Below are 25,734 nucleotides of genomic sequence, written 5' to 3'. Positions count from 1 at the left end.
AGGGGAGCTGGACTCATAAACATCCTACCGAGGCACAAAACGATTATTGAGATAAACGTATTTGTACTTTCGTGTCTAGGTTTAGGTGCGATTTTTTTGTGCCTAGCCCAAAATAAAAACGGAGGTAAAAAAATGAGTGAAGCTATTATCGCTAAAAAAGCGGAATTAGTAAATGCCGTTGCTGAGCAAATGAAAGCTGCAACATCTATCGTTGTTGTAGACGCTCGTGGTTTGACAGTAGAACAAGATACAGTTCTTCGTCGTAACTTGCGTGGTGCAGAAGTTGAGTACAAAGTTATCAAAAACTCAATCTTGCGTCGTGCTGCTGAGCAAGCTGGTCTTGAAGGTCTTGCAGAATTGTTTGTAGGTCCATCTGCAGTTGCATTCTCAAACGATGCAGTTGCTCCAGCTAAAACAATTTACGATTTCGCTAAAACTGCTGATGCTCTTGAAATCAAAGGTGGAGCTGTAGAAGGTAAAGTTTCTTCTAAAGAAGAAATCGAAGCACTTGCTACATTGCCAAACCGCGAAGGCATGCTTTCTATGTTGCTTTCTGTACTTCAAGCGCCAGTTCGCAACGTTGCATACGCTGTCAAAGCTGTTGCAGAAAAAGAAGACGCAGCTTAATGTGTCAGAGCGTAGCTGCTTAGTGCTACAAACTATTTAAAAACCTAAATTGGAGGAAAATCACAATGGCATTGAACATTGAAAACATTATTGCTGAAATTAAAGAAGCTACTATCCTTGAGCTTAACGACCTTGTTAAAGCTATCGAAGAAGAATTTGGTGTAACTGCAGCTGCTCCTGTAGCTGTTGCTGCAGCTGGTGGTGCTGCTGAAGAAGCTAAAGATTCATTCGACGTTGAATTGACATCTGCTGGCGACAAAAAAGTTGGCGTTATCAAAGTTGTACGTGAAATCACTGGTCTTGGTCTTAAAGAAGCTAAAGAGCTTGTTGACGGTGCACCAGCTATGGTTAAAGAAGGCGTTGCAACTGCAGAAGCTGAAGAAATCAAAGCTAAATTGGAAGAAGCAGGCGCTTCAGTTACTCTTAAATAAGAGTCACATCATAATTAGATTGCGGAATCCCTATTTACCAGTCTTTGAGAGCGATAAGCGATTGATAGAAACTGATAAATTGATTTGGTTTCCTGCCAAAAATCCTGCCAAAAATTCTTTGGCAGGATTTTTGTTTTAATAAATTTTCGGGGGTAGACATTAAATTGTCTACCCCTTTTTTTGCGTTTTGGAGGTAATCATGAAAAAGAAGGAACAATCATCACGCCAAATCGTGATGTGTCATCTCGTGGCTATTTTAGGAGTTGATATTGAGAAAGCAACTCAGCTAATTGATGAAATGGAACAACTAGGTTTAATCCGATTTGATGAATTCGGAAATGTTGGACTTTTAGTCTTGGAGGGACAATCATGAAACGAATTACCGCTAATCAGTATCAGACATCAGAGCGTTATTATAAACTCCCAAAAGTCTTGTTTGAGAGTGAACGGTATAAGGATATGAAGCTGGAAGTTAAGGTAGCCTACGCGGTTTTAAAGGATCGGTTGGAGTTGTCTTTGAGTAAAGGTTGGATTGATGAGGATGGGGCTATTTATTTGATTTATTCCAATTCAAATCTGATGGCACTTTTAGGCTGTTCAAAGTCAAAACTACTCTCTATCAAGAAAACCTTACGCGAATATGGCTTAATCGATGAAGTCCAACAGTCCTCTAGTGAAAGAGGTCGTATGGCAAATAAAATTTACTTGGGGGAATTAGAACATGAAACTACCCCAGTCTTACATACAGACGGGGCTAGTGTTAAAAAAACACTAGGGGGGGCTCAAAGAAAGACGGGGCCGGTCTTAAATTCAGCCCCTAGTGAGACTGAAGGAAGTGAAACTGAAAATAGTGAAACTGAAGGGAGTGATTTCCTTATTGAGGACGAGGAGGAGAGGCAGCTAGTAGATGAGAAACAAGAAGAGAACTTTACTTCAAAAGTCGATGGCGTGACCAAGTACGATCGAGACTATATTTGGGGTTTGGTTCATGACCAGTTAAGACAGACGGGTCTATCTCAGTCAGCTAGTGACTATGCCATGATTTATTTTAGTGACCGTTATCAGTATGCATTGGAACATATGCGATTTGCTCGGTCAGCGGAAGTAATAGCTGAATACGTATTTAATGGTGTGCTGTCAGAGTGGACCAAGCAACTGAGACGACAAGAAGTAAAGGGAGGTGATTAAGTTGATTTGGTGGATACTAGGTGGAATCTATCTGATTTCTATCGTCATTTTGATTGTTGAAATCATCCGTGCACCAGAAATGGATGATTATATATAAGCAAGAGTTTTACATGTGTGAGGCTCTTTTTTAGTTGGAAAGTGAGGAAAAATGAAATTTTTAGATTTATTTGCTGGGATAGGTGGTTTTAGGCTAGGAATGGAATCACAGGGTCATAAATGCGTGGGCTTTTGTGAAATTGATAAATTTGCCAGAACATCTTATAAAGCCATGTTTAACACAGAAGAGGAAATAGAATACCATGACATTAAAGAGGTCACAGACCATGACTTTAGACAATTTAGAGGGCAAGTGGACATCATCTGCGGGGGATTTCCTTGCCAAGCATTTTCACTCGCAGGAAGACGACTGGGATTTGAAGATACTCGAGGGACTCTCTTTTTTGAAATTGCTCGAGCGGCCAAACAAATCCAACCACGTTTTCTATTTTTGGAAAACGTCAAAGGCCTACTCAATCACGACAAGGGACGGACGTTCTCCACAATCCTCTCCACGATGGATGAATTGGGGTATGATGTCGAATGGCAGGTGCTTAACAGTAAGGACTTCCAAGTCCCGCAAAACAGAGAGCGGGTCTTTATTATCGGACATTCTAGAAGATACCGTTCCAGATTCTTATTTCCTCTCAGAAGAGAAAACAGCCCAGCTCATCTTGAAAGGCTAGGAAATATCAATCCCTCTAAACGTGGTTTGAATGGTGAAGTCTATCTGACGAATGGACTTGCTCCTACACTAACGAGAGGTAAAGGAGAGGGGACCAAAATAGCCATTCCAGTCTTAACACCTGATAGACTAGAAAAACGGCAACATGGTCGTCGATTTAAGGACAATCAAGACCCTATGTTTACTTTGACAAGTCAAGACAGACACGGAGTTGTTGTCGCAGGAAATCTGCCGACTAGCTTTGACCAGACTGGAAGAGTATTTGACATATCTGGCTTGTCACCGACTTTGACCACCATGCAAGGTGGAGACAAGGTGCCAAAGATTTTGCTGAGGGAGGAGCTGCCATTTCTGAAAATCAAGGAAGCCACAAAAACAGGGTATGCAAAGGCGACTCTTGGAGACTCTGTCAATCTGGCTTATCCAGACTCAACCAAACGTAGGGGACGAGTGGGAAAGGGAATATCCAATACTCTGACGACTTCAGACAATATGGGAGTGGTGGTTGCTGCTCTGGAATATCGACAGGATAAGTGGTATGAAGTCACAGGTATTGTCTTAGAGGGGAAACTTTATCGCCTGAGAATAAGACGACTGACACCAAGAGAGTGTTTCAGACTTCAAGGCTTTCCTGACTGGGCTTATGAAAGAGCAGAGAGTGTTTCTAGTAAGAGCCAACTATACAAACAGGCCGGCAATAGCGTGACTGTCACAGTTATTGAAGCCATTGTGAGAGAATTTAGAAGAACGGAAGAGGAAGAAAAACATGAATCTACTACATAAGAAAAGTATCCTAGAGTGTACTGAATTAGATGAACATATTCACCAAGTTGAAACCAATCAGTTATTACAAAAGATACTGTCGCTCCCAAATTTTGATTGTGACTTTGAGGTGACTTTTGAAGATGATTACCACAAAGAGATGAATGATCCCCTATTCTACGAATCCAATCTTCATCGAATTTCGGATTTTATGGAAACTAGGGATATTAAAAATGGTGTAGATACATTATTGACGAAAGACAATCACTTGGCCTTTCGTGCCTTTGGTGAAAATTATTCTGCTAGGGGAAAGGATGGCATTTTAACGACTTTAGTGACGGTCAAGTGCTTTGGTGAAGGACGGATGCCCATTGATATGAGTCGCTATTTCTCAAGTCCTGAACCAACAGTTGAAAATAGCCTAACCCTATAAGGAGGAGCCTATGCTTGAGGTATATCTAGGAAATAATGCCAATACAAATCAAGATTTACTAACCATTTTGACGACCTATGGGGTGACTTATCGTTGTACAAAAGCGTGTGATGTAAACCGTGAAATCTTACTGTCACTCTTTGCCAAAACAACGGATTGTTTTGAGTTACTGTCGCCACGATTTCTTCGCTTTAAGCGTCAATATACGATAAGTTTGAATGAGATGATTCAGCTCATTCTCCAAAAGCCAGACCAAAACCTTCGTCTGCCTCTCATTGTCTGTCAGAATCACGTCTATCCAGCTATTGGGCTAGACGAAGTGCGTACTTTTCTTCCCAGACAGGTAAAAGAAGAGTTGTTTCAGGCCAGCCTGATGAAACAAGTGACAGGATAGGTGTGAAGATGAATGAACGATTTTGGGACAATTTAGAAATCATTCTGGCAGAAAAAGACCTCACTTGGGCAGAACTAGCTCGCAAAGTATTCAAAGGTCAATATGTTTATCCAAGTGAATTTAATCGCCTCTATCAAAAATTACGGCATTACAAATCTAATCGCCTGATGCCACAAACAAGGTGGGTTGAGCGAATCGTTCTAGTCTTAGACATTGATTATGAAGATTTATTCAAGAGGTGACAATGATAAGGATAGTGTTGTTTTATCTAGCTATACAGCTTAATGGACTTCTGGTGAGTTTATGCCTGAAAGAGTATCTGACAATAGAGGGTGTAGTCTTGCTACAATTGGTCCTATTAAGTGTGACTTGCTTAGAGATTGCCCGTCATAAAACTCTTCAAGCAAAAAATATAACCTTAAGAAATCGCCTAAGTTGGTTGCTTCTTGGTTTTGTGTCTATGGTTGCTTTTGCAGTCTTCATCAGCTTCCTATTTCCAGTTCAGACTAGGAATCAAGCAGTATTGGTACAAGTAGGAAAGCAGGTTCCTCATGTTATCTTTTTATTGTTTCTGGTCAATGCAAGTATCCTTGAAGAGATTGTTTATAGGCAATTGCTGTGGGAAAAATTGACATTCCCTTTTGTACAAATAGGCGTGACCAGTTTTCTCTTTGTTCTATCCCATGGCCCCAATCAGTTAGGGAGTTGGCTCATGTATAGCTGTCTTGGCTTGACCTTGGCTGCTGTTCGATTGAAAGCTGATTGTATGACGGCAATCGCCTTACATTTACTTTGGAATAGTTTGGCTTATGTCGTAACTTTCTTGTGATACCAAAATCAAGAGTGCTTCCGTATTATGGAAGCACCTTATGTTTGATAGGGAATCGAAAAAAAGAGGAGGTCACCATGTCATCTGAACAACAAGAACGTCAAGCGATGCAATACGTGGAAAGAAGTAGTTTATTGACAGTTAGAACCCTCTTAAAGCTCTTAGAGTGGTCGGCTAGGCAAGCCTTGGCTCAAGATTCAGCTTATAAGATTGGGGTTCAAAAACTGGAAGAACTCCTTCAAAGCCCTTACGTCATTGAAGCGATTGATGTTAGTAAAGACATTCTAGATAAGCCAATCGATGTGGAGAAATTTAAGGAGTTGATGGAGTCAGAAAAACTGCCAATCGCAATTAGTTGGCAAAAAGACTATCTCTACTTTTATGCCAAGGATAAGACCTTGCTCGATCATCACTTGGATGAATTGTTGAAGAAACTGATGTCTAATCCAGAGAAGCTAGAAGGTTTAACCTTTGATAAAACCTTGGACCAAGAGATAGAACTGGCCAAAGAGAAAATTAGAGTGACAGAACCTTCGGCAGTCAAAACCAAGGAGGTGACCTTGTAATGTATTCAAGACGAAAAGCTTTAGTCTTTGGACTCTTGGGTCTCGCCTTTGGTTATTTCTGCCATCGTCTAACCCTGCTCTATGATAGTTTAACCAATGCCCCACCTATGGAACGTTTTGCCTACCTCTTAGGAGAGGGGCTAAATCAAGTCTTCAATCCTTTATGGCTATTTTCCTTTACTCAAAAATCTCTTCTTGCCTTTATCCTTGGGGTTCTAACGATGACATTAGTCTATCTTTATGTATCGACAGGACAAAAGGTGTATCGAGAAGGGGAAGAATACGGTTCTGCACGATTTGGAACCAGTAAGGAAAAGCGGAACTTTTACAGTAAGAATCCTTTCAATGACACGATTTTGGCTCGTGATGTTCGTCTAACCTTGTTGGAAAAGAAGAAACCCCAGTTTGATCGAAATAAAAATTTGATTGTCATTGGGGGTTCTGGGGCAGGTAAGACCTTTCGCTTTGTGAAACCCAACCTTATCCAACTTAATTGTTCCAATATTGTCGTAGATCCTAAAGACCATTTGGCTGAGAAGACAGGTAAACTCTTTTTAGAAAACGGTTATCAGGTCAAGGTTTTAGACTTGGTTAATATGACCAATTCAGACGGTTTTAATCCCTTTCGTTATGTAGAAACAGAGAATGATTTGAACCGCATGTTAACGGTCTATTTTAATAATACCAAAGGAAATGGTTCTCGCAGTGATCCATTTTGGGACGAGGCTTCCATGACATTGGTGAGAGCTATTGCCTCTTATTTGGTGGATTTTTACAATCCTCCAGGAAGTTCCAAGCTAGAGCAGGAAGCAAGACGTAAGCGTGGCCGTTATCCAGCCTTTTCTGAGATTGGAAAACTCATCAAACTCTTATCAAAGGGAGACAATCAGGACAAAAGTGTTCTTGAAGTCCTGTTTGAAGACTATGCTAAGAAATATGGAACAGAAAACTTTACCATGAGAAACTGGGCAGATTTTCAAAACTACAAGGACAAGACCTTGGATTCGGTCATTGCTGTGACGACCGCTAAGTTTGCCCTCTTTAATATCCAATCGGTGATTGATTTGACGCAAAGAGACACTATGGATTTGAAAACGTGGGGCACTCAAAAGACCATGGTCTATCTTGTTATTCCAGACAATGATACGACCTTTCGTTTTCTATCTGCTTTATTTTTCTCTACGGTTTTCTCCACTTTGACCAGACAGGCTGATGTGGATTTTAAAGGGCAACTGCCTATTCATGTTAGAAGCTATCTGGATGAGTTTTCGAATGTCGGAGAAATACCAGATTTCGCCGAACAAACCTCAACAGTTCGCTCTAGGAACATGAGTCTAGTTCCAATCTTGCAAAATATTGCTCAACTCCAAGGACTTTATAAGGAAAAAGAGGCTTGGAAAACTATACTGGGGAACTGTGACAGCCTCCTCTATTTGGGTGGAAATGACGAGGAAACTTTCAAATTTATGAGTGGTCTATTAGGCAAACAAACCATTGATGTCAGAAGTACCAGTCGTTCTTTTGGGCAGACTGGCTCAAGTTCTACCTCTCACCAGAAAATTGCCCGTGACTTGATGACGGCTGATGAAGTCGGGAATATGAAACGAGATGAATGCCTCGTACGCATTGCAGGAGTTCCTGTTTTTCGAACCAAGAAATATTTACCACTCAAACATAAGAATTGGAAATGGCTTGCGGATAAGGAATCTGATGAACGCTGGTGGCACTATCACATCGATCCCCTAACCGCTGAGGAAGAGGTAGATTTGTCAGGCCATAAAATAAGGGATTTAAGCACAGAAACGACACTACATTAATAGAAATGAGGAATTATATGAATCAAAAACTAACAGGCTTTGTTTACGGAGTGGACGCCAGCTCCATGTTCTCTCAAGCCATGTCTCTATTACAAAAAGGCTTAATTGCAGTAGGAGCCTTTCTTGTTGTCATGGGCATTATCAACCTTTCAACCAACATTAAAGATGGTGGGCCAGGTGTCCGAAATGCTATTCTAGAAATTGTTGGTGGGGTCATGGTGGGAGCCGCTGGTGCTTTTGTGACTCAGATTACCATTTAGGGGAGGACAGCACATGACATGATAATGAATTTTTCGTCACCTTTTGTATTTCTAGCCTCTGAAAAAGTATCTAGTGATAGCCTTTTTGAAGGGTTTCAAGTGGATTTAGAATCAACCGCCAACTTGGTTAAGTCACTAGCGGACTTTAATCCGACGGTGTGGTCTTACATGACAGCCATTACCAAGGGGATTATGCAACCTTTGGGAGTAGCTATTCTTGCGGTTGTTCTCGTACTCGAATTTTCAAAAATGGCCAAGAAAATCGCAAACTCAGGTGGTGCAATGACCTTTGAAGCTATGGCACCTATGATTGTCAGCTACATCATGGTCGCGGTCGTGATTACCAATACGACGGTTATTGTGGAAGCCATTATTGCCATTGCCTCTTATGTTATTGAACAAGTGGCAAGTCTTGTCACGAATGGTGGTGCTAATTACGATACCATCTCAGGCATCAAGGGATCTGGAATTGTAGGAAAAATGATTATTGGCTTTTTTGCGATTCTCATTTGGTTGGTACGAATGGCCAGTATCATGGTAGTCAATATCTTGATTACCATTCGCTTTATCCAACTCTATCTGATGATTCCTTTTGCCCCTGTTACTATTCCAACCTTCCTCAGTGATGACTGGAGGAGTGTTGGGATTGGCTACCTTAAAAACATCATGGTCTATGCCGTTCAAGGTATTTTGATTTTTCTAATTGTATCTCTTGTTCCCTTGTTTGAATCGGCTGGAAAGATTGCTTTATCAAATGGAGCTGGAGTTATGGAATCACTCGCCATTATGTTTGGTGGCTTGGTACAGGCCATCTTGTTAATCATTGCCTTAGTTGGCAGTCAACGAACCGCCCGAAGTATTTTGGGGATGTAGGAGGAAGGGAGTCATTATCTCGCCTCCTCTTTTTATAGCTTACTTAGATTGGAGAACATTTATGAACACTCGTGTCTTTAAGGACATCTCAAAGGTTCAACACAGGGCATGGTTAGGATTTACAACTAGACAGGTTATTTTTGTATTTCCAGCCGTCGCCATAACCATTTTGGTATTGGGCTTGAACCTATTTTACTGGCAATTTGGGGATTGGTTTGTCTATGGTTTTGTTTTTAGCTTTACCATTCCACTCATGTTATTTGGGGTCTATCGACCCAATGACTTACCTTTTGAAACCTATCTCAGGTACCGATTTCATTATGAACTAACGGTGCCAGACCGTACATTTACTGGAAGAAAAGGAGACCAACGTGAAAAAATTAAAACACTCAATGAAACCAAAGACCTCTTCTAATGACAAAAAGCAAAAGACGAAAACTCAGAAGCAGGAGATCAGACCTTCTACCGTAAATACGTTAGCCTATCAAGGGCTTTTTCAGAATGGCCTTATGCAGGTCAGTCCAAGCTATTTCTCACAAACCTATCTTTTAGGAGATGTTAATTATCAAACAGTTGGCTTAGATGATAAAGGAGCTATTGTTGAGAAATATTCCGATTTAATCAATTCACTGGATGATAAGACCAATTTCCAACTGACCATTTTCAATCAAAAGGTCAATCTGGAAAAATTCCGTAAGAGTATTCTCTATCCCTTACAGGAAGATGGGTTTGATGCTTATCGTGATGAATTAAATCGCATGATGGATGCCAACTTAGAGGCGGGTGAGAACAACTTTTCGGCTGTCAAGTTTCTTTCATTTGGCAAGAGCGACCAAACACCAAAACTAGCTTTTCGTTCTCTGTCGCAAATTGGGGAATATTTCAAGAGTGGCTTTTCAGAGATTGATGTGTCTCTTGGTCTGCTCGGTGGAGAGGAGCGAGTGAATGTTCTTGCGGATATGTTGCGAGGTGAAAATCATTTACCGTTCTCTTACAAGGATTTGGATCTGTCAGGTCAATCCACCAAACACTTTATTGCCCCAACCTACCTTTCCTTTAAACACAAGAATCATATTGAATTGGACGATAGATTATTACAGATTGTCTATGTTCGTGATTACGGTATGGAGCTAGGGGATAAATTTATTCGTGACCTCATGCAGTCAGATTTGGAAGTGATGATTAGCCTACATGCTAAAGGCTCCACCAAGTCTGAAACTATGACCAAGTTACGAACCAAGAAAACCTTGATGGAATCGCAAAAGATTGGGGAACAACAAAAGATGGCTCGGACTGGAATCTATTTGGAGAAGGTCGGCCATGTTCTTGAAAACAACATCGATGAAGCAGAAGCTCTTCTTCAAACCATGACCCAAACAGGAGATAAACTGTTTGACACCGTATTTCTGATTGGTGTGCTGGCAGATACTGAAGACCAACTCAAACAATCTCTTGATATTATCAAGCAAGTAGCAGGGTCTAATGATATGATTATCGATAATTTGACCTACATGCAAGAAGCTGCTTTTAATAGTCTATTGCCATTTGGGAAGAACTATCTCGAAGGAGTTTCTCGTTCTCTATTGACTTCAAACATTGCCGTGAATGCACCTTGGACTTCCGTTGATATTCAAGACAAGGGTGGGAAATTTTATGGCATCAATCAAATCTCAAGTAATATCATCAGTATTCACCGTGGCAAGTTAAATACTCCGTCAGGTTTGATTTTAGGGACTTCTGGAGCTGGCAAAGGGATGGCGACAAAACATGAAATCATCTCTACTAAGCTCAAGGAAGCAGATAATGATACTGAAATTATTATTGTTGACCCAGAAAATGAGTACAGTATTATCGGTCAAGCCTTTGGTGGAGAGAGTATTGATATTGCTCCAGATTCCACTACCTTCTTAAATGTCTTAGATCTATCTGATGAGAATATGGATGAGGATCCGGTTAAGGTTAAGTCCGAATTTCTCTTGTCTTGGATAGGAAAGCTCTTAGATCGCAAAATGGATGGTCGTGAAAAATCCTTGATAGATCGTGTGACACGCTTGACCTATAAGCATTTTGACATACCGTCCTTGGTCGAATGGGTCTTTGTCTTGTCCCAACAACCTGAACAGGAAGCTAAGGACTTGGCACTGGATATGGAACTCTATGTGGAAGGGTCGCTGGACATATTTTCACATAGGACCAATATTAAAACAGACAGTCATTTCCTGATTTACAATGTCAAAAAGTTAGGCGATGAATTAAAACAAATTGCCCTCATGGTTATCTTTGACCAGATTTGGAATCGTGTGGTCAAAAACCAAAAGCTAGGGAAGAAAACCTGGATTTACTTTGATGAGATGCAGCTTCTCTTATTAGACAAGTATGCCTCTGATTTCTTCTTCAAACTTTGGAGTCGTGTCCGTAAGTATGGGGCGATACCGACAGGCATTACTCAGAATGTAGAAACGCTTCTTTTGGATGCCAATGGCAGACGCATTATTGCCAATAGCGAGTTCATGATTCTTTTGAAACAGGCTAAGAGCGATCGAGAAGAATTGGTACATATGCTTGGGCTTTCTAAAGAGCTGGAGAAGTACTTAGTTAATCCTGAAAAAGGGGCAGGCTTAATTAAGGCCGGTTCCACCGTTGTTCCATTCAAAAATAAGATTCCACAACACACCAAGCTCTTTGACATCATGAGTACGGACCCTGAAAAAATGAGGACATGAGATGAAAGAGGATAAAAAGCTAGTCAAACAGGCTAGGCAAAACTTTCGAAGCAACCTAAAATCAGCCCGTATGCATTATCGGAAAGAAGTTAGGACATTAAAACAGACTGTTCCTAAAAAAGGAAGATTTCGAAAAACAGCCAAAAATTCTCTGTTTCAGGGAAAGAAAACAGAGTTAAAAGGAAATCTACTCAGTAGCCAAAAGGAAGCAGAAGAGAAGTTCCTAAAGGAAATTACCTATGTTTCTCCTAAACTGTTGAAGGTAAAGGAAATAAAGAACTATCGACTTCCGCAAGCTCAAGAACGTTTGCGGACGGCAAGAAAACATTTGTCAGAAGTGAAACTAAGTGAGAAACAACAGGTAGTTAATCCCAAGTTTACTTTCCAAAAAGAAAATCCTTCCCTGAAGTCTCGCTTTCAGTTTCACCAAGAACAGTCATTTAATCGACTAAGTGCAGAAAAAGACGTAAGTTCTGCAAAGCGTGAGGTTAAACAACTCAAGAAAGTCCAAAAGACTAAGAAAAACTCTACCAAAGTCAAAGTTGGATTAGGCTTAGCTACATCTGAATCGTTTGACTTGGTATCACAGGATGATGATTTAGATGGACTTAGAACCATAAAGGATACTAGTTTGAAAGCCAGACGCTATGGAAGGTTTACCTTTCAAGCAGGTAAGGTGGTTGTAAAAAGTGGACAGACAGGTGTGCGGTTTACCAAAACAAAATTTTCTCATGGAAAGGAACGATTCCAGAACTTCAAAAAGGGAAAAGGATTCACACGCCAGAAACCTCTTAAACCAAGAAGACGCTACCAAACCTTTTTAAAGCTTGCCAGAAAACAAAGTGTCGCAGGTTTCAAAGGAATCGTCCAAGCCATTAAGGGAAGTCTGACTTTCTTTTCTGTCCTTGCGGGAAATCCTTTGACTTGGATTGTCTCAGGCATTCTCTTGATAATCCTTTTGATGATGAGCTTTTTCATGAGTGTTTCAGGTAGTAGTGTCATTCAACAAGATGAGATGGAATTGACCAAGGCCTATACCCACATGACGTGGGAAGATGCGGAGCATACAAGAACCAACGAAAAGGGAATTACCTATTTCACCAAGATTGATGAGGTCATGGTTTACATGAATCATCAATACCAAGACTACAAGCTTGACGATTTCATGGAAGCAGGTGGTGTGACCTACAAAGCGTTTCTCAGTCAAGTGTGGACAGACTTAAACGGTGGAGATTCTATTAAATCCATGTCTGACTTGTATAAAGAACCTGCTTACAAGCTGTCTGAGGAGGACCAAGAAGAGCTAAAGGAATTGATCGAAGAAGGCAACTATCTAGCCCTTCAAGAATTGGACAATCCCTTTCAGGGACAGACCGATGAGGATAGCTTAAACATGACCTACCGATATGGTTATGAGGTCATTGATGAGAAACCAACGCTTCATCACCATATCATCTTAGAAGCAAAAGAAGGCCAAGTCATTGTGGCTCCGATGGATGGCAAGGTATCTCTTGATGGAGAGAATATTATTTTGACATCTGGAAAGGGAGTGAATAAAACTAAACTAACCTTGTTTGGCATTCATTCAGGTCGTGTGAGTGAACATCAACAAGTCTTGGCAGGAGATATTATTGGTCAGACCAAAGACGGAATGGGTCTAAAAGTCACCTATCAAAAGGTTGATGATGACACGGATAAGCTAGTCTATGTCAATCCAGCTTTCTACTTTCCAAAAGTGATCCAGGTTCAGACCACCATTCTTCCAACTATCGGTCAGTTTGGCGGCGATGAGTTCGAGAGAGCCAAGGCAATTTATGACTATCTTAAAAGCAAAGGTGCGACCAATCAAGCTATCGCAGCCATTCTAGGAAATTGGTCGGTAGAATCCTCTATTAATCCCAAGCGTGCGGAGGGCGACTATCTATCTCCCCCTATTGGTGCGACAGACGGTTCGTGGGATGATGAGGGCTGGCTTTCACTCAATGGTCCAACTATATATAATGGGCGTTACCCAAATATTCTCAAACGTGGTTTAGGCTTAGGCCAATGGACAGATACCGCGGATGGGTCACGCAGACATACCTTATTGCTCGAATATGCCAAAGGAAAACATCAAAAGTGGTATGACTTAGGGTTACAACTGGATTTCATGTTGCATGGGGATAGTCCTTATTACACCAACTGGTTAAAGGACTTCTTCAAAAATACAGGTAGTCCAGCTAGTCTTGCCCAACTATTTCTCATTTACTGGGAAGGAAATAGTGGTGATAAGCTACTTGAACGTCAGACAAGAGCAAGTGAGTGGTATTACCAAATTGAAAAAGGCTTTAGTCACCCCAACGGTGGGACAGCACAAAGTGATCCCAAAGCACTTGAAGCTGTACGAGGAGACCTTTTTGAAAACTCTGTTCCAGGAGGTGGTGACGGTATGGGGTATGCCTACGGCCAATGTACTTGGGGAGTTGCAGCCCGTATCAACCAACTGGGGCTAAAACTCAAAGGTAAAAATGGTGAGAAGATTCCAATTATCAGTACAATGGGCAATGGCCAAGATTGGGTACGAACAGCCGCAAGTCTCGGTGGAGAGACAGGGACAAGTCCACAAGAAGGAGCTATCCTTTCCTTTGCGGGAGGAGGACATGGCACCCCAACAGAATACGGACATGTGGCTTTCGTCGAAAAAGTCTACCCAGATGGCTCATTCCTTATCTCCGAAACCAATTACAATGGCAATCCCAACTACACCTTCCGTAAATTATCTGGAGTGGATAGTAGCTTGAGTTTTGCTTATACGACGAAATAAAAAAGGATATGCTAACAATAATTGGATTTGTTAGCATATCTTTTGTGCTTTTTTGTCACGATTAATCAGAATTTATAGAAATGAGAACTGTTATGAGACGAATCATCTCATCAAGAACATCTGCAAGTGAAATCCCTTTTGTATAGCTATTTTTTTTTGAATAATTTTGCCATTGTTTATTCTGAATAGGGTCAGATTTGAACCTCTCGAGTAGTTCAATAATCTTTACAAAATCGAGTTCTGTTTCGCGATATGAAAATGTTCTCTGACAGGCATTTTTCAATTGAATGAAGTCAATGTCTTCTTTCTTCAGTTTTGAAATAATATAAACATCGTAAAAATCTTTGCTTCTGCTGTTCAAGAAGTTGCGTGAATAGATGGTTTGAAGTTTCTCAGCTAGAATTGTTTCAATTGTATAAGCAATGATTGGAAAATTGTCTTCATCAAAAATAGCTTTATAGTCGTATGTTATCGGCTGAGGAGTTACAACATCACCTGTCGCAATATCCAAATGGATAACTTGTTTAATATTCTCAAGTTGGCACAAAATGGTCGCACGATAGCCACCATATTCATCACTTTCTTTTATAGCTGTGATAGATTGAATTGTGAAAGAAATACCTTTTTCAGAATCTGCTAAAACTTCTTCAAGTTGCTGTTTAACAGTTTCTTCTGATAGTGTTATTTGATGGAATAAAAAGTCAATATCAACAGTGCTACGAGATTCAACTCCGATGACATTCGAAAGTAGGAATCCTCCTTTGAAGATATAGTGATTTGAATAGGTACTCTGACTTAATTTTTTCAAAATCACTTCAAGAAAGTAATAGGTCATCACGGAATTAAAGGTTAAACCAGTATTCTTTGATATTTTATGACAGAGTGCTGTTAATTTAGCTTTGTTCATATTAGAACCTCCAGAGTTTGTTTAACTTTTTCTAAAGTATTCATTTTTGTCGCATATTCATAGAGTTTTGCTAGATTTTTTTTAGGATAGTTCCCATAAGATTGAAGTGTCTTGACAAAGAGTTCGGAATCAATCTTTTCTCGATGTATTACAAAATCACAAATAATACGTTCAAAATCATATACCCTTACGTTGTTTCCCATAGGAGTAGGTACAGTAGTCATTCCCAGCTCGCTGTATTCTTTAGAGACAAAGTGAATATTTAGATTAGCTGGAGGAGTATTAAAGCGGTAGCCTCTAGGAACTGTCACATCAAAATATTGTGGAATTTCATCTGTAAACTGTTGTAGATACAGTGCCGAAATATAAGAGAAAATAGCCTTAGGAAAACGATATTGAAAGAAGTAGTATTCATCATAGTCTCCGTTTTGGGTTAGGAAAATACCTTTTTCAACTCGGAAGATAATGCCTTCTTTCTCTAGTCTTGTCAGATATATTGTTGGAATACCTAGTGCTTTACAATCTTTGTTTGTGACAATTCCATTGTTCTTTTCTATAAAATCGAGTAGAATCTCTTTTTTTGACATACGGCCCCCCACTTGTTGCTTTTACACTACAATTTTACAATATTTGTGGTATAAAAGCAACATTTTCTTTTCCCTCATTTTATTGTGATAACAAAATCAAGCCTTCTTTTTTATGATGAGGAAAGAGTGACAATTTGTTGCTAGAGAATAAAAGAAAAGAAGGACTATTTATGACCAAAACATGTAATCATCACTTTCTTGTCAATCAGGAAAAAGGCGAGAAACACGTCTTTCGCAAGAGTAAAAAATATCGTACTTTATGTTCCGTTGCCCTTGGAACTATGGTGACGGCTGTTGTTGCTTGGGGAGGAACGGTTGCATCTGCTGATGAAGTCACATCATCAGTTGACACCACCATCCAACGAACGGAGAATCCAGCCACAAATTTACCAGAAGCACAGCCAAACCCTTTATCTGAACAAACTGAAAGTTTAGCGTTAACTGGACAATCTAATGGAGCGATTGCTGTCACCGTACCACATGATACAGTAACACAAGCAGTTGAAGAAGCAAAGGCTGAAGGTGTTTCTACGGTTGAAGATAGCCCAATGGACTTGGGAAATACAACTTCTGCGGCAGAAACCAACCAACAAATTTCAAAAGCAGAAGAAGATGCCCAAAACCAAGTTGAGGCTATCAATGAAGTTACTGAAACCTACAAAGCTGATAAAGCAACATATGAATCGAATAAAGTCCGAATTGAGCAAGAAAATAGGAAACTGACACAGGCCTTCGAAGGGGCCAACCAAACTGGTAAAGAGACAAATGCTTGGGTTGATACTAAAGTCAATGACCTAAAAACTCGGTATGCAGATGCTGATGTGACAGTAAAAGAACAAGTAGTCTCATCAGGAAACGGAACATCTGTACTGGACTATACAAACTATGGCAAGGCTGTTGAAACTATTCAATCAACTAACGAACAAGCTGTAGCGGATTATCTAACAAAGAAAACCAAGGCAGATGATATTGTTGCAAAAAACCAAGCCATTCAAAAAGAAAATGAAGCTGGACTTGCTAAGGCAAAGGCAGATAATGAAGCCATTGAAAAGCGGAATCAAGCAGGTCAAGCAGCTGTTGATGCTGAAAACCGTGCAGGTCAAGCCGCAGTAGATCAAGCTAATCAGGAGAAACAACAATTAGTTTCAGATCGTGCAGCCGAGATTGAAGCTATTACCAAACGTAATAAAGAAAAAGAAGCCGCAGCCAGAAAAGAGAATGAAGCGATTGATGCCTATAATGCCAAAGAAATGGAACGCTATCAACGTGACTTGGCCGAGATTTCAAAAGGTGAAGAAGGTTATATTTCTGAAGCCCTTACTCAAGCCCTGAATCTCAATAACGGTGAGCCACAAGCAAAACATGGAGCAATTACCCGAAATCCTAATCAAATCATTTCAACTGGCGATGCCATGCTGGGTGGCTACTCAAGAATTTTGGATTCAACAGGATTCTTTGTCTATGATAGCTTCAAAACAGGTGATACACTTAGTTTTAACTATCAAAATCTTCAACATGCACGATTTGATGGGAAAAAGATTAATCGAGTGACTTACGATATTACCAATCTTGTATCACCAGCTGGAACCGATGCCGTGAAGCTGGTTGTACCAAACGATCCCACAGAGGGCTTTATTGCCTATCGAAATGACGGAAACGGTGACTGGCGAACAGACAAGATGGAGTTTCGTGTAGTTGCTAAGTATTTCTTGGAAGACGGTTCACAAGTCACCTTCTCCAAAGAAAAGCCAGGAGTCTTCACACATTCTTCCCTCAATCATAATGACATTGGTCTAGAATATGTCAAAGATACTTCTGGGAAATTTGTGCCGATTAATGGTTCAACCGTTCAAGTGACTAATGAAGGTCTGGCCCGTTCGTTGGGTTCCAACCGTGCAAGTGATTTGAATTTACCTGAGGAATGGGATACCACATCAAGTCGTTATGCTTATAAAGGAGCTATTGTCTCAACAGTTACATCAGGCAATACCTACACAGTCACCTTTGGGCAAGGCGATATGCCACAGAATGTTGGCTTGTCATACTGGTTCGCCTTAAATACCCTACCAGTTGCACGTACAGTGACACCTTATAGTCCCAAACCTCATGTAGCGGTGGAACTTGAACCCGTTCCAGAACCTATTACGGTAACACCAGATGTCTTTACTCCAAAAACCTTTACACCTGAAAAGCCTGTGACCTTCACGCCAAAGCCTTTGGAAGAAGTAGTGCAGCCTAGTCTAACTTTGACCAAGGTAAACTTACCTGTTAAACCTATTCCAAAAGAACTTCCAACGCCACCACAAGTTCCGACTGTCCATTATCATGCGTACCGTTTGACGACAACTCCAGAGATTATGAAAGAAGTAGTCAATAGTGACCAAGCTAATCTTCATGAGAAAACTGTCGCAAAAGATTCAACGGTGATTTATCCCTTAACAGTTGATGCCTTATCGCCCAATCGTGCCCAAACGACTAGTCTCATTTTTGAGGACTACTTGCCTGCTGGTTACCTATTTGATAAGGAAACAACACAAAAAGAGAATGGAAACTATGTCCTTAGCTTTGATGCGACTAAGAATTTTGTGACCTTAACCGCAAAGGAAAACTTGTTGCAGGAGGTAAATAAAGATTTAACCAAGGTTTATCAACTGAACGCCCCAAAACTCTATGGTTCTGTTCAAAATGATGGGGCAACCTATTCCAATAGTTACAAACTCCTTTTGAACAAGGGCACAACAAATGCTTACACAGTCACTTCAAATGTTGTAACGGTTCGTACACCAGGTGATGGGGAGACAACCACACTCATTACACCAGATAAAAACAATGAAAATGCGGATAGTGTCCTCATTAATGACACGGTCGTAGCCCTTGGCACAACCAACCACTATCGTTTGACTTGGGATTTGGACCAGTATAAGGGAGATCGTTCTGCTAAAGAGACAATTGCACGAGGCTTCTTCTTTGTGGACGATTACCCAGAGGAAGTGCTTGATGTGGTGGAAAATGGGACGGCTGTTACAACCCTTGACGGTCAGAAGGTATCAGGAATTACGGTTAAAAACTATGCTTCCCTAAATGAAGCCCCTAAAGACCTTCAAGATAAATTGGCTCGTGCTAAGATTACACCGACAGGTGCCTTTCAAGTCTTTTTGCCGGATGACAACCAAGCCTTTTATGACCAGTATGTTCAAACAGGAACTTCTTTAGCTCTTTTGACCAAAATGACGGTGAAAGATAGTCTCTATGGTCAAACTAAGACCTATACAAACAAGTCTTATCAAGTTGATTTTGGAAATGGCTATGAAACCAAGGAAGTGACCAACACCCTTGTTTCTCCAGAACCCAAGAAACAGAACCTCAATAAAGACAAAGTGGATATCAATGGGAAGCCCATGCTAGTGGGAAGTCAAAATTACTATACTCTCTCATGGGACTTGGACCAATACCGAGGGATTAAAGCAGACAACTCTCAGATTGCACAAGGTTTTTACTTTGTGGATGATTGTCCAGAAGAAGCTTTATTGCCGGATGAAGCAGCTATTCAGTTTATCACATCTGATGGCAAAACAGTTTCAGGAATCACGGTGAAGGCTTATTCTCAATTATCAGAAGCTCCTAAAATGCTACAAGCAGCCCTTTCGAAACAAAAAATTCAGCCTAAAGGAGCTTTTCAAGTTTTCATGCCTGAGGACCCACAAGCCTTTTTTGAATCTTATGTGACCAAGGGGGAGAATATTACCATTGTCACTCCGATGACGGTTTTGGAAACCATGCTTAATTCAGGGAAGTCTTATGAAAACGTGGCCTATCAGGTGGATTTTGGCCAAGCTTATGAAACCAATACGGTGACTAATTTCGTCCCTAAAGTAACTCCACATAAGTCTAATACCAACCAAGAAGGTATTTCAATTGATGGAAAGACTGTTCTTCCGAATACGGTCAATTATTACAAAATTGTCTTGGATTACAGTCAATACAAGGACATGGTCGTGACGGATGATGTTCTTGCCAAGGGATTTTACATGGTAGACGATTACCCAGAAGAAGCCCTTACCCTAAATCCTGATGGCATTCAAGTTTTGGATAAGGATGGCAATCGTGTATCTGGTATCTCTGTCAGCACCTACGCTAGTTTGTCAGAAGCTCCGGAAGTCGTCCAAGATGCCATGGCTAAACGTCAGTTTACACCTAAAGGAGCCATTCAGGTCCTTAGTAGCGATGATCCCAAAACCTTTTATGAGACCTATGTGAAGACTGGTCAAACCTTAGTTGTCACGCTTCCGATGACGGTAAAAAATGAGTTGACCAAAACAGGTGGTCAGTATGAAAATACAGCCTATCAGATTGATTTTGGCTTGGCCTATGTCACGGAAACAGTGGTTAATAATGTTCCAAAATTAGACCCACAAAAAGATGTGGTGATTGACTTGGGTTCTGTTGCAAAGTTTTAAATAAAGAATAAAATCCCTTACGGTATCTATGATTTAATCTGGGATTCCCAATAATACCTTGATTTCAGTACAGACCGAAAACCCGAAGAGAGTGCCTTCTTTTCGGGTTTTCTTATATAATCCTCGGATGGCTTCCATGCCTTTAATCGTGGGTGAGGCAGTGCGTAAACTTCGATAGAATTTATTGCGTCTCTTTACTGGACGATGGTCTTGTTCAATCAAATTATTCAGGTATTTAATGGTACGATGTTCTGTCCCTTGATAAAATCCGTATTCTTTTAGTTTCTTAAAGGCACTAGCAATTGATGGTGCTTTATCTGTGACTACAACCTTCGGTTCATCAAACTGCTTCACTAACCGCTTAAGAAAAGCATAGGCTGCTTGTGTGTCCCGTTTTTTACGTAACCAAATATCCAAGGTTAAACCATCTGCATCGATGGCTCGATACAAATAATGCCATTTTCCTTTAATTTTGATGTACGTTTCATCCATTTTCCAGGAATAAAAGGATTTTTTATTTTTCTTTTTCCAAATTTGATAGAGTAGTTTGCCATATTCTTGCACCCAACGATAAATCGTCGTATGAGAAACGTTAATGCCACGATCATATAAGATTTCTTGAACTTCACGATAGCTAAGGTTATAACGAAGATAGTAGCCCACGGCTACAATAATCACATCCTGCTGAAATTGCTTTCCTTTAAAATGATTCATCGTCATTCCTCCTGCTATCTTTTTCTATTATTCTACCTTATTTGATAGTAGATTTAAAACTTTGCAACAGAACCGCACTTTATGATATAATGGCGTTGTTATAAAAAAAATAATAGAAAGGAAAGGAAGGCAGATGAGATAACGGATCAGTTACTTTGTTTTTATCAGAAAAGGTGTAAGCTAAAACTTAGGTTAGCCATTGCGCTAGCGATTTGGTACAATAAGGGGGAAGTTGAATTATATTTGAAACGATAGGAGGGAGAAGCAAATGAAATCTACAACTAAAGTAACATTTAAAGAACTCCATGTATAGGTGGCTGTGACAAGCTTTACATGGAGTAGAATAATTATTGTCCAAAGCCACCTTTGCAATTGCTAGTACTAACGCAAAGGAGGATATGAAAATGCAATACAAAATAATTAATGGTGCCGTTTACTATGATGGTAATATGGTGTTGGAAAACATCGATATTGAAATCAATGATAATGAAAAGATTGCTATTGTTGGTAGAAATGGATGTGGAAAAACAACCTTGCTAAAAGCTATTATAGGCGAAATTGAATTAGAAGAAGGAACTGGTGAAAGTGAGTTTCAAGTAATAAAGACCGGTAACCCTTATATTAGCTATTTAAGACAGATGCCTTTTGAAGATGAAAGTATATCAATGGTGGATGAAGTCCGTACGGTATTTAAGACGCTTATTGATATGGAAAACAAGATGAAACAGCTGATAGATAAAATGGAGAATCAATATGATGATAAAATCATCAATGAATACTCTGATATCAGTGAAAGGTATATGGCTCTTGGAGGTCTAACCTACCAAAAAGAATATGAAACGATGATTCGTAGTATGGGTTTTACTGAAGCAGATGATAAAAAACCCATTTCTGAATTTTCAGGTGGTCAGCGAACTAAGATAGCTTTTATAAAAATACTTTTAACAAAGCCAGACATTCTATTACTTGATGAACCTACTAACCACCTTGATATAGAAACAATACAATGGTTGGAGAGTTATTTGAGAAGTTATAAATCTACATTGGTTATTATTTCCCATGATAGAATGTTTCTTAATCGAATTGTGGATAAGGTTTATGAAATCGAATGGGGAGAGACCAAATGTTATAAAGGTAATTATTCAGCCTTTGAGGAGCAAAAACGAGAAAATCATATCAAACAGCAAAAAGATTACGACTTGCAACAGATAGAAATTGAAAGGATTACACGCTTGATTGAACGTTTTCGTTATAAACCTACGAAAGCTAAAATGGTGCAATCTAAAATTAAATTATTACAGCGTATGCAAATATTAAATGCACCAGACCAATACGATACAAAAACTTATATGTCTAAATTTCAACCGAGAATCAGTAGTTCAAGGCAAGTATTAAGTGCTTCAGAACTTGTGATAGGCTATGATACTCCTCTTGCAAAGGTTAATTTCAACCTTGAAAGGGGACAGAAGCTTGGAATTGTTGGGAGTAATGGTATTGGTAAATCCACGTTGCTTAAAACACTTATGGATGGTGTGGCAGCATTGTCTGGAGATTTTAAATTCGGATACAATGTTGAAATTAGCTATTTTGACCAACAGCTTGCTCAAATCAGTGGAGATGATACACTATTCGAAATTTTTCAAAGCGAATACCCTGAGCTAAATGACACAGAGGTCAGAACTGCTCTTGGCTCATTTCAGTTTAGTGGAGATGATGTTTTTAGACCGGTGTCCTCTTTGTCAGGTGGAGAAAAGGTTAGATTGACATTATGTAAATTATTATATAAACGTACTAATGTTTTAATCTTAGATGAACCGACAAACCACATGGATATTATTGGAAAAGAGAATTTAGAGAATATCTTATGCAGTTATCAAGGTACAATTATTTTTGTGTCACATGATAGATATTTTACTAATAAGATTGCTGACAGATTACTTGTTTTTGATAAGGATGGTGTAGAGTTTGTACAATCTACTTATGGTGAGTACGAGAAAAAAAGGATGAATTCTGAAAAGCCATTTAATAACATTAAAGTTGAGCAGAAAGTAGAGAAAAATAACACAGTAAAAGGCGATCGTAACTCCATTGAGAAGGAGAAGGTTAAGAAGGAGAAACGAATTGAAAAGCTTGAAGTGTTAATAAATCAATATGATGAAGAATTAGAAAGATTGAATAAAATCATTTCTGAACCAAACAATTCTTCTGATTATATAGTACTGACGGAAATACAAAAATCAATTGATGATGTTAAAAGGTGTCAGGGTAATTATTTTAATGAATGGGAACAGTTGATGAGAGAATTGGAAGTTATGTAATTTTTGAGTTATGCAATAAGGATGTAAAAGTGTTAATGATACATTCTGGTTGTTGAAAATGTAAAAAAATTAATGAATTTTTATTAGATATAATCGCTATGTGAAGACCTTTTGAGTTTGCCGCATAGCGGTTTTTATTATCTATACTTTGGAATTGTCAAGAAAAGTGTAGTCGTATAAACTCACTAAATTTCCTTTGATTGTTATGCTGCCAGAAGTTGTTCTTCCAGTAGCCCTCTGTATATAACAGGAGGATTGAGCAGGTGGTTTCTGTCGTTGCAGAACCAGATTCTAAATATGGGACTGAAGTATTTGATGAATATGTCATAAGTAAAGAATTTGAAAATGTTCAAGAGGTTATGACGTCTCAAATACAGCAGAAAGGAAGGTTAAGATAAGAGAAACTGAAGTTCAACAATAGTATTTAGATATAGGGTGATAAATCAGATTATATTGTGATTTGTAGAATTGCTTGCCTTGGTGCTAAATAGGTATGGTAATAATGTACTAATCGATTGTTTTGTAGTAAAAAAGCAACAGATAATTAGGATATTTTTCTTGTATTGTTCGTTAAAAAGAGCCAAACGAAGTATATTTTCTCATAGAAGTTGAACATAGTAGACTGATTATTGCCACTGTAAAAAATGAGGAATGTATCCTGTGTTACAGTTATTCCATTAATGAGAGATGAGGATAAAGATAGATTTGTACAGGGAATTGAGAAATTTAACGTTTAAACAAAATCTAGTTCATCCTTTACACTATCCGTTGGGATAGTATACGTCACAAATGTGCGTACTTACATTTTGAATTTTCTTAAGTATAATACTCATTATGATGACACCTAGATAACAATTCAAACCCGATGCAAGTGTAACTGCATCAAAAATCAATTTTGAATCCTAATTAGTTAAAGAGAGGTAGCAGAAATGACAATTTTGTATTTTACCGCAACAGGAAACAGTCTTTATGTTGCGAAAAGACTTGGTGGAAAACTAATATCCATCCCACAAATGATAAAAGAGAATAAATATGAGTTCTCAGACGAGAGGATAGGTATTGTATTCCCGGTTTTTCACGTTAATATCCCGCCATATATTAGAGATTTTTTAGAACGCTCTATTTTTAATTGCAAATATCTATTTGTTATTGCAACATATGGAGAATATGCAGGTTCAACTGCAGATGAAGTGAAAAAGATTTTAGACAAACGTTCAATACCAGCCAATTATATAAATAATATACAAATGCTCGATAATTTTATTCCTGCTTTTGATATGAACGAACAAAGAGAACGAGATGCTATTAAAAATATCGAAGGTCAAATTGATGTCGTAAGAACTGCAATTGATAATCGTATGAATTTCATCATTGAAGACTCAGAAGAAGCCAAGGCAATAACTGGAAGTTCAGAATTTGGTACAGAAAAACTACTCATAGATTTGGGTATTAAAGAGGGTGAATCACTTGATTCTGCTTTTTCAGTTGATGCTTCTTGTAATCAATGTGGTACTGGTTCTGTTGCAAAGTTTTAAATAAAGAATAAAATCCCTTACGGTATCTATGATTTAATCTGGGATTCCCAATAATACCTTGATTTCAGTACAGACCGAAAACCCGAAGAGAGTGCCTTCTTTTCGGGTTTTCTTATATAATCCTCGGATGGCTTCCATGCCTTTAATCGTGGGTGAGGCAGTGCGTAAACTTCGATAGAATTTATTGCGTCTCTTTACTGGACGATGGTCTTGTTCAATCAAATTATTCAGGTATTTAATGGTACGATGTTCTGTCCCTTGATAAAATCCGTATTCTTTTAGTTTCTTAAAGGCACTAGCAATTGATGGTGCTTTATCTGTGACTACAACCTTCGGTTCATCAAACTGCTTCACTAACCGCTTAAGAAAAGCATAGGCTGCTTGTGTGTCCCGTTTTTTACGTAACCAAATATCCAAGGTTAAACCATCTGCATCGATGGCTCGATACAAATAATGCCATTTTCCTTTAATTTTGATGTACGTTTCATCCATTTTCCAGGAATAAAAGGATTTTTTATTTTTCTTTTTCCAAATTTGATAGAGTAGTTTGCCATATTCTTGCACCCAACGATAAATCGTCGTATGAGAAACGTTAATGCCACGATCATATAAGATTTCTTGAACTTCACGATAGCTAAGGTTATAACGAAGATAGTAGCCCACGGCTACAATAATCACATCCTGCTGAAATTGCTTTCCTTTAAAATGATTCATCGTCATTCCTCCTGCTATCTTTTTCTATTATTCTACCTTATTTGATAGTAGATTTAAAACTTTGCAACAGAACCG

Annotated in this window: 23 protein-coding genes, 1 pseudogene and 1 other annotated feature (1 of these 25 only partly in view); of the genes and pseudogenes, 20 read left to right on the top strand and 4 right to left on the bottom strand. The window is 39.2% G+C overall.

Translation table 11 applies throughout. The features are described 5' to 3' along the window. Positions 1 to 106: a sequence feature (ribosomal protein L10 leader region), on the top strand; it begins 29 nt to the left of the window's first position. A 26-nt stretch (positions 107 to 132) separates the two neighbouring features. The 16 genes from rplJ (at position 133) to ODU37_RS00045 (ending at position 14,427) form a co-directional block, all read left to right on the top strand. Then, on the top strand, positions 133 to 627 hold the full coding sequence (rplJ, locus tag ODU37_RS00120) for a 50S ribosomal protein L10 (protein ID WP_002936486.1): 495 nt from the start codon (positions 133 to 135) through the stop codon (positions 625 to 627). A gap of 65 nt (positions 628 to 692) precedes the next feature. Continuing rightward, the gene (gene rplL, locus ODU37_RS00115) at positions 693 to 1,058 is read left to right on the top strand and encodes a 50S ribosomal protein L7/L12 (RefSeq protein ID WP_002936483.1); all 366 of its coding nucleotides are present in this window, start codon (positions 693 to 695) and stop codon (positions 1,056 to 1,058) included. A 199-nt stretch (positions 1,059 to 1,257) separates the two neighbouring features. Next, positions 1,258 to 1,431, top strand: a complete 174-nt coding sequence (locus ODU37_RS00110; RefSeq protein ID WP_032504704.1) for a hypothetical protein — start codon at positions 1,258 to 1,260, stop codon at positions 1,429 to 1,431. Beyond that, entirely contained in the window at positions 1,428 to 2,246 is an 819-nt protein-coding gene (locus ODU37_RS00105) for a replication initiator protein A (RefSeq protein ID WP_024414121.1), read from the top strand. Before ODU37_RS00110 ends, ODU37_RS00105 begins: the two co-directional genes overlap by 4 nt. A gap of 148 nt (positions 2,247 to 2,394) precedes the next feature. Continuing rightward, the gene (gene dcm, locus ODU37_RS00100) at positions 2,395 to 3,750 is read left to right on the top strand and encodes a DNA (cytosine-5-)-methyltransferase (RefSeq protein ID WP_024414122.1); all 1,356 of its coding nucleotides are present in this window, start codon (positions 2,395 to 2,397) and stop codon (positions 3,748 to 3,750) included. Then, on the top strand, positions 3,734 to 4,162 hold the full coding sequence (locus ODU37_RS00095; RefSeq protein ID WP_024414123.1) for a hypothetical protein: 429 nt from the start codon (positions 3,734 to 3,736) through the stop codon (positions 4,160 to 4,162). The genes dcm and ODU37_RS00095 overlap by 17 nt, the downstream gene beginning before the upstream one ends. Before the next feature lie 10 nt (positions 4,163 to 4,172). Further along, the gene (locus ODU37_RS00090; RefSeq protein WP_024414124.1) at positions 4,173 to 4,556 is read left to right on the top strand and encodes an arsenate reductase; all 384 of its coding nucleotides are present in this window, start codon (positions 4,173 to 4,175) and stop codon (positions 4,554 to 4,556) included. An 8-nt stretch (positions 4,557 to 4,564) separates the two neighbouring features. Then, entirely contained in the window at positions 4,565 to 4,798 is a 234-nt protein-coding gene (locus ODU37_RS00085) for a hypothetical protein (RefSeq protein WP_001005705.1), read from the top strand. 2 nt (positions 4,799 to 4,800) lie between these two features. Continuing rightward, positions 4,801 to 5,385 carry a CPBP family intramembrane glutamic endopeptidase gene (locus tag ODU37_RS00080; RefSeq protein WP_249562088.1) on the top strand — a complete coding sequence of 195 codons (585 nt, stop codon included), beginning with the start codon at positions 4,801 to 4,803 and terminating at the stop codon, positions 5,383 to 5,385. Between the two features lie 77 nt (positions 5,386 to 5,462). Next, positions 5,463 to 5,951, top strand: coding sequence for a hypothetical protein (locus tag ODU37_RS00075; RefSeq protein WP_000093698.1), 489 nt, complete (start codon positions 5,463 to 5,465; stop codon positions 5,949 to 5,951). After that, positions 5,951 to 7,768 (top strand): VirD4-like conjugal transfer protein, CD1115 family, encoded by a 1,818-nt coding sequence (locus ODU37_RS00070; protein ID WP_249562087.1) that lies wholly within the window; start codon positions 5,951 to 5,953, stop codon positions 7,766 to 7,768. Before ODU37_RS00075 ends, ODU37_RS00070 begins: the two co-directional genes overlap by 1 nt. Before the next feature lie 17 nt (positions 7,769 to 7,785). Beyond that, the gene (locus tag ODU37_RS00065) at positions 7,786 to 8,028 is read left to right on the top strand and encodes a hypothetical protein (protein WP_001072182.1); all 243 of its coding nucleotides are present in this window, start codon (positions 7,786 to 7,788) and stop codon (positions 8,026 to 8,028) included. 18 nt (positions 8,029 to 8,046) lie between these two features. After that, complete coding sequence (locus tag ODU37_RS00060) at positions 8,047 to 8,901, top strand: conjugal transfer protein TrbL (RefSeq protein WP_249562086.1); 855 nt, start codon at positions 8,047 to 8,049, stop codon at positions 8,899 to 8,901. A gap of 61 nt (positions 8,902 to 8,962) precedes the next feature. Beyond that, positions 8,963 to 9,316, top strand: a complete 354-nt coding sequence (locus tag ODU37_RS00055; RefSeq protein ID WP_172013014.1) for a PrgI family protein — start codon at positions 8,963 to 8,965, stop codon at positions 9,314 to 9,316. After that, the gene (locus ODU37_RS00050) at positions 9,273 to 11,624 is read left to right on the top strand and encodes a VirB4-like conjugal transfer ATPase, CD1110 family (RefSeq protein ID WP_029743201.1); all 2,352 of its coding nucleotides are present in this window, start codon (positions 9,273 to 9,275) and stop codon (positions 11,622 to 11,624) included. The genes ODU37_RS00055 and ODU37_RS00050 overlap by 44 nt, the downstream gene beginning before the upstream one ends. A gap of 1 nt (position 11,625) precedes the next feature. Continuing rightward, positions 11,626 to 14,427, top strand: a complete 2,802-nt coding sequence (locus ODU37_RS00045; protein ID WP_024392283.1) for a phage tail tip lysozyme — start codon at positions 11,626 to 11,628, stop codon at positions 14,425 to 14,427. 61 nt (positions 14,428 to 14,488) lie between these two features. On the opposite strand, the gene ODU37_RS00040 is transcribed toward ODU37_RS00045, so the two are convergent. Beyond that, on the bottom strand, positions 14,489 to 15,334 hold the full coding sequence (locus ODU37_RS00040; RefSeq protein WP_024412121.1) for a nucleotidyl transferase AbiEii/AbiGii toxin family protein: 846 nt from the start codon (positions 15,332 to 15,334) through the stop codon (positions 14,489 to 14,491). Next, complete coding sequence (locus ODU37_RS00035; protein ID WP_000037239.1) at positions 15,331 to 15,921, bottom strand: type IV toxin-antitoxin system AbiEi family antitoxin domain-containing protein; 591 nt, start codon at positions 15,919 to 15,921, stop codon at positions 15,331 to 15,333. Before ODU37_RS00035 ends, ODU37_RS00040 begins: the two co-directional genes overlap by 4 nt. 170 nt (positions 15,922 to 16,091) lie before the next feature. On the opposite strand from ODU37_RS00035, the pseudogene ODU37_RS00030 reads away from it, so the two are divergent. Continuing rightward, a pseudogene (locus ODU37_RS00030) lies at positions 16,092 to 20,357 on the top strand (SspB-related isopeptide-forming adhesin); the annotation flags it as partial. Between the two features lie 54 nt (positions 20,358 to 20,411). Here ODU37_RS00030 and ODU37_RS00025 read toward each other — a convergent pair. Further along, positions 20,412 to 21,092, bottom strand: coding sequence for an IS6-like element IS1216 family transposase (locus tag ODU37_RS00025; protein ID WP_010710189.1), 681 nt, complete (start codon positions 21,090 to 21,092; stop codon positions 20,412 to 20,414). A gap of 350 nt (positions 21,093 to 21,442) precedes the next feature. On the opposite strand from ODU37_RS00025, the gene optrA reads away from it, so the two are divergent. The 3 genes from optrA to ODU37_RS00010 all read left to right on the top strand — a co-directional run bounded on the left by optrA (position 21,443) and on the right by ODU37_RS00010 (position 24,945). Next, positions 21,443 to 23,410 carry an ABC-F type ribosomal protection protein OptrA gene (gene optrA / locus ODU37_RS00020; RefSeq protein WP_050572105.1) on the top strand — a complete coding sequence of 656 codons (1,968 nt, stop codon included), beginning with the start codon at positions 21,443 to 21,445 and terminating at the stop codon, positions 23,408 to 23,410. 263 nt (positions 23,411 to 23,673) lie between these two features. After that, complete coding sequence (locus ODU37_RS00015; RefSeq protein ID WP_002415371.1) at positions 23,674 to 23,808, top strand: hypothetical protein; 135 nt, start codon at positions 23,674 to 23,676, stop codon at positions 23,806 to 23,808. 531 nt (positions 23,809 to 24,339) lie between these two features. Further along, positions 24,340 to 24,945, top strand: a complete 606-nt coding sequence (locus ODU37_RS00010) for an EFR1 family ferrodoxin (protein WP_167787032.1) — start codon at positions 24,340 to 24,342, stop codon at positions 24,943 to 24,945. A gap of 33 nt (positions 24,946 to 24,978) precedes the next feature. On the opposite strand, the gene ODU37_RS00005 is transcribed toward ODU37_RS00010, so the two are convergent. Next, entirely contained in the window at positions 24,979 to 25,659 is a 681-nt protein-coding gene (locus ODU37_RS00005) for an IS6-like element IS1216 family transposase (protein ID WP_010710189.1), read from the bottom strand. Positions 25,660 to 25,734: the final 75 nt, after the last annotated feature.

Origin of the sequence: Streptococcus sp. 2021WUSS109, assembly GCF_044427305.1 — a bacterium.
Classification (GTDB): domain Bacteria; phylum Bacillota; class Bacilli; order Lactobacillales; family Streptococcaceae; genus Streptococcus; species Streptococcus suis.
The sequence above is the reverse complement of the archived record's forward strand: the minus strand, read 5'-3'. Positions and strand labels throughout refer to the sequence as shown.

Coding starts and splice junctions, on each gene's coding strand:
- ODU37_RS00095 (WP_024414123.1), top strand. CDS start 3,734: ATGAATCTACTACATAAGAAAAGTATCCTAGAGTGTACTGAATTAGAT.
- ODU37_RS00070 (WP_249562087.1), top strand. CDS start 5,951: ATGTATTCAAGACGAAAAGCTTTAGTCTTTGGACTCTTGGGTCTCGCC.
- ODU37_RS00085 (WP_001005705.1), top strand. CDS start 4,565: ATGAATGAACGATTTTGGGACAATTTAGAAATCATTCTGGCAGAAAAA.
- ODU37_RS00080 (WP_249562088.1), top strand. CDS start 4,801: ATGATAAGGATAGTGTTGTTTTATCTAGCTATACAGCTTAATGGACTT.
- rplJ (WP_002936486.1), top strand. CDS start 133: ATGAGTGAAGCTATTATCGCTAAAAAAGCGGAATTAGTAAATGCCGTT.
- ODU37_RS00045 (WP_024392283.1), top strand. CDS start 11,626: ATGAAAGAGGATAAAAAGCTAGTCAAACAGGCTAGGCAAAACTTTCGA.
- ODU37_RS00010 (WP_167787032.1), top strand. CDS start 24,340: ATGACAATTTTGTATTTTACCGCAACAGGAAACAGTCTTTATGTTGCG.
- ODU37_RS00105 (WP_024414121.1), top strand. CDS start 1,428: ATGAAACGAATTACCGCTAATCAGTATCAGACATCAGAGCGTTATTAT.
- ODU37_RS00055 (WP_172013014.1), top strand. CDS start 8,963: ATGAACACTCGTGTCTTTAAGGACATCTCAAAGGTTCAACACAGGGCA.
- dcm (WP_024414122.1), top strand. CDS start 2,395: ATGAAATTTTTAGATTTATTTGCTGGGATAGGTGGTTTTAGGCTAGGA.
- ODU37_RS00025 (WP_010710189.1), bottom strand. CDS start 21,092: ATGAATCATTTTAAAGGAAAGCAATTTCAGCAGGATGTGATTATTGTA.
- ODU37_RS00110 (WP_032504704.1), top strand. CDS start 1,258: ATGAAAAAGAAGGAACAATCATCACGCCAAATCGTGATGTGTCATCTC.
- rplL (WP_002936483.1), top strand. CDS start 693: ATGGCATTGAACATTGAAAACATTATTGCTGAAATTAAAGAAGCTACT.
- ODU37_RS00005 (WP_010710189.1), bottom strand. CDS start 25,659: ATGAATCATTTTAAAGGAAAGCAATTTCAGCAGGATGTGATTATTGTA.
- ODU37_RS00060 (WP_249562086.1), top strand. CDS start 8,047: ATGATAATGAATTTTTCGTCACCTTTTGTATTTCTAGCCTCTGAAAAA.
- ODU37_RS00090 (WP_024414124.1), top strand. CDS start 4,173: ATGCTTGAGGTATATCTAGGAAATAATGCCAATACAAATCAAGATTTA.
- ODU37_RS00075 (WP_000093698.1), top strand. CDS start 5,463: ATGTCATCTGAACAACAAGAACGTCAAGCGATGCAATACGTGGAAAGA.
- ODU37_RS00035 (WP_000037239.1), bottom strand. CDS start 15,921: ATGTCAAAAAAAGAGATTCTACTCGATTTTATAGAAAAGAACAATGGA.
- ODU37_RS00040 (WP_024412121.1), bottom strand. CDS start 15,334: ATGAACAAAGCTAAATTAACAGCACTCTGTCATAAAATATCAAAGAAT.
- ODU37_RS00065 (WP_001072182.1), top strand. CDS start 7,786: ATGAATCAAAAACTAACAGGCTTTGTTTACGGAGTGGACGCCAGCTCC.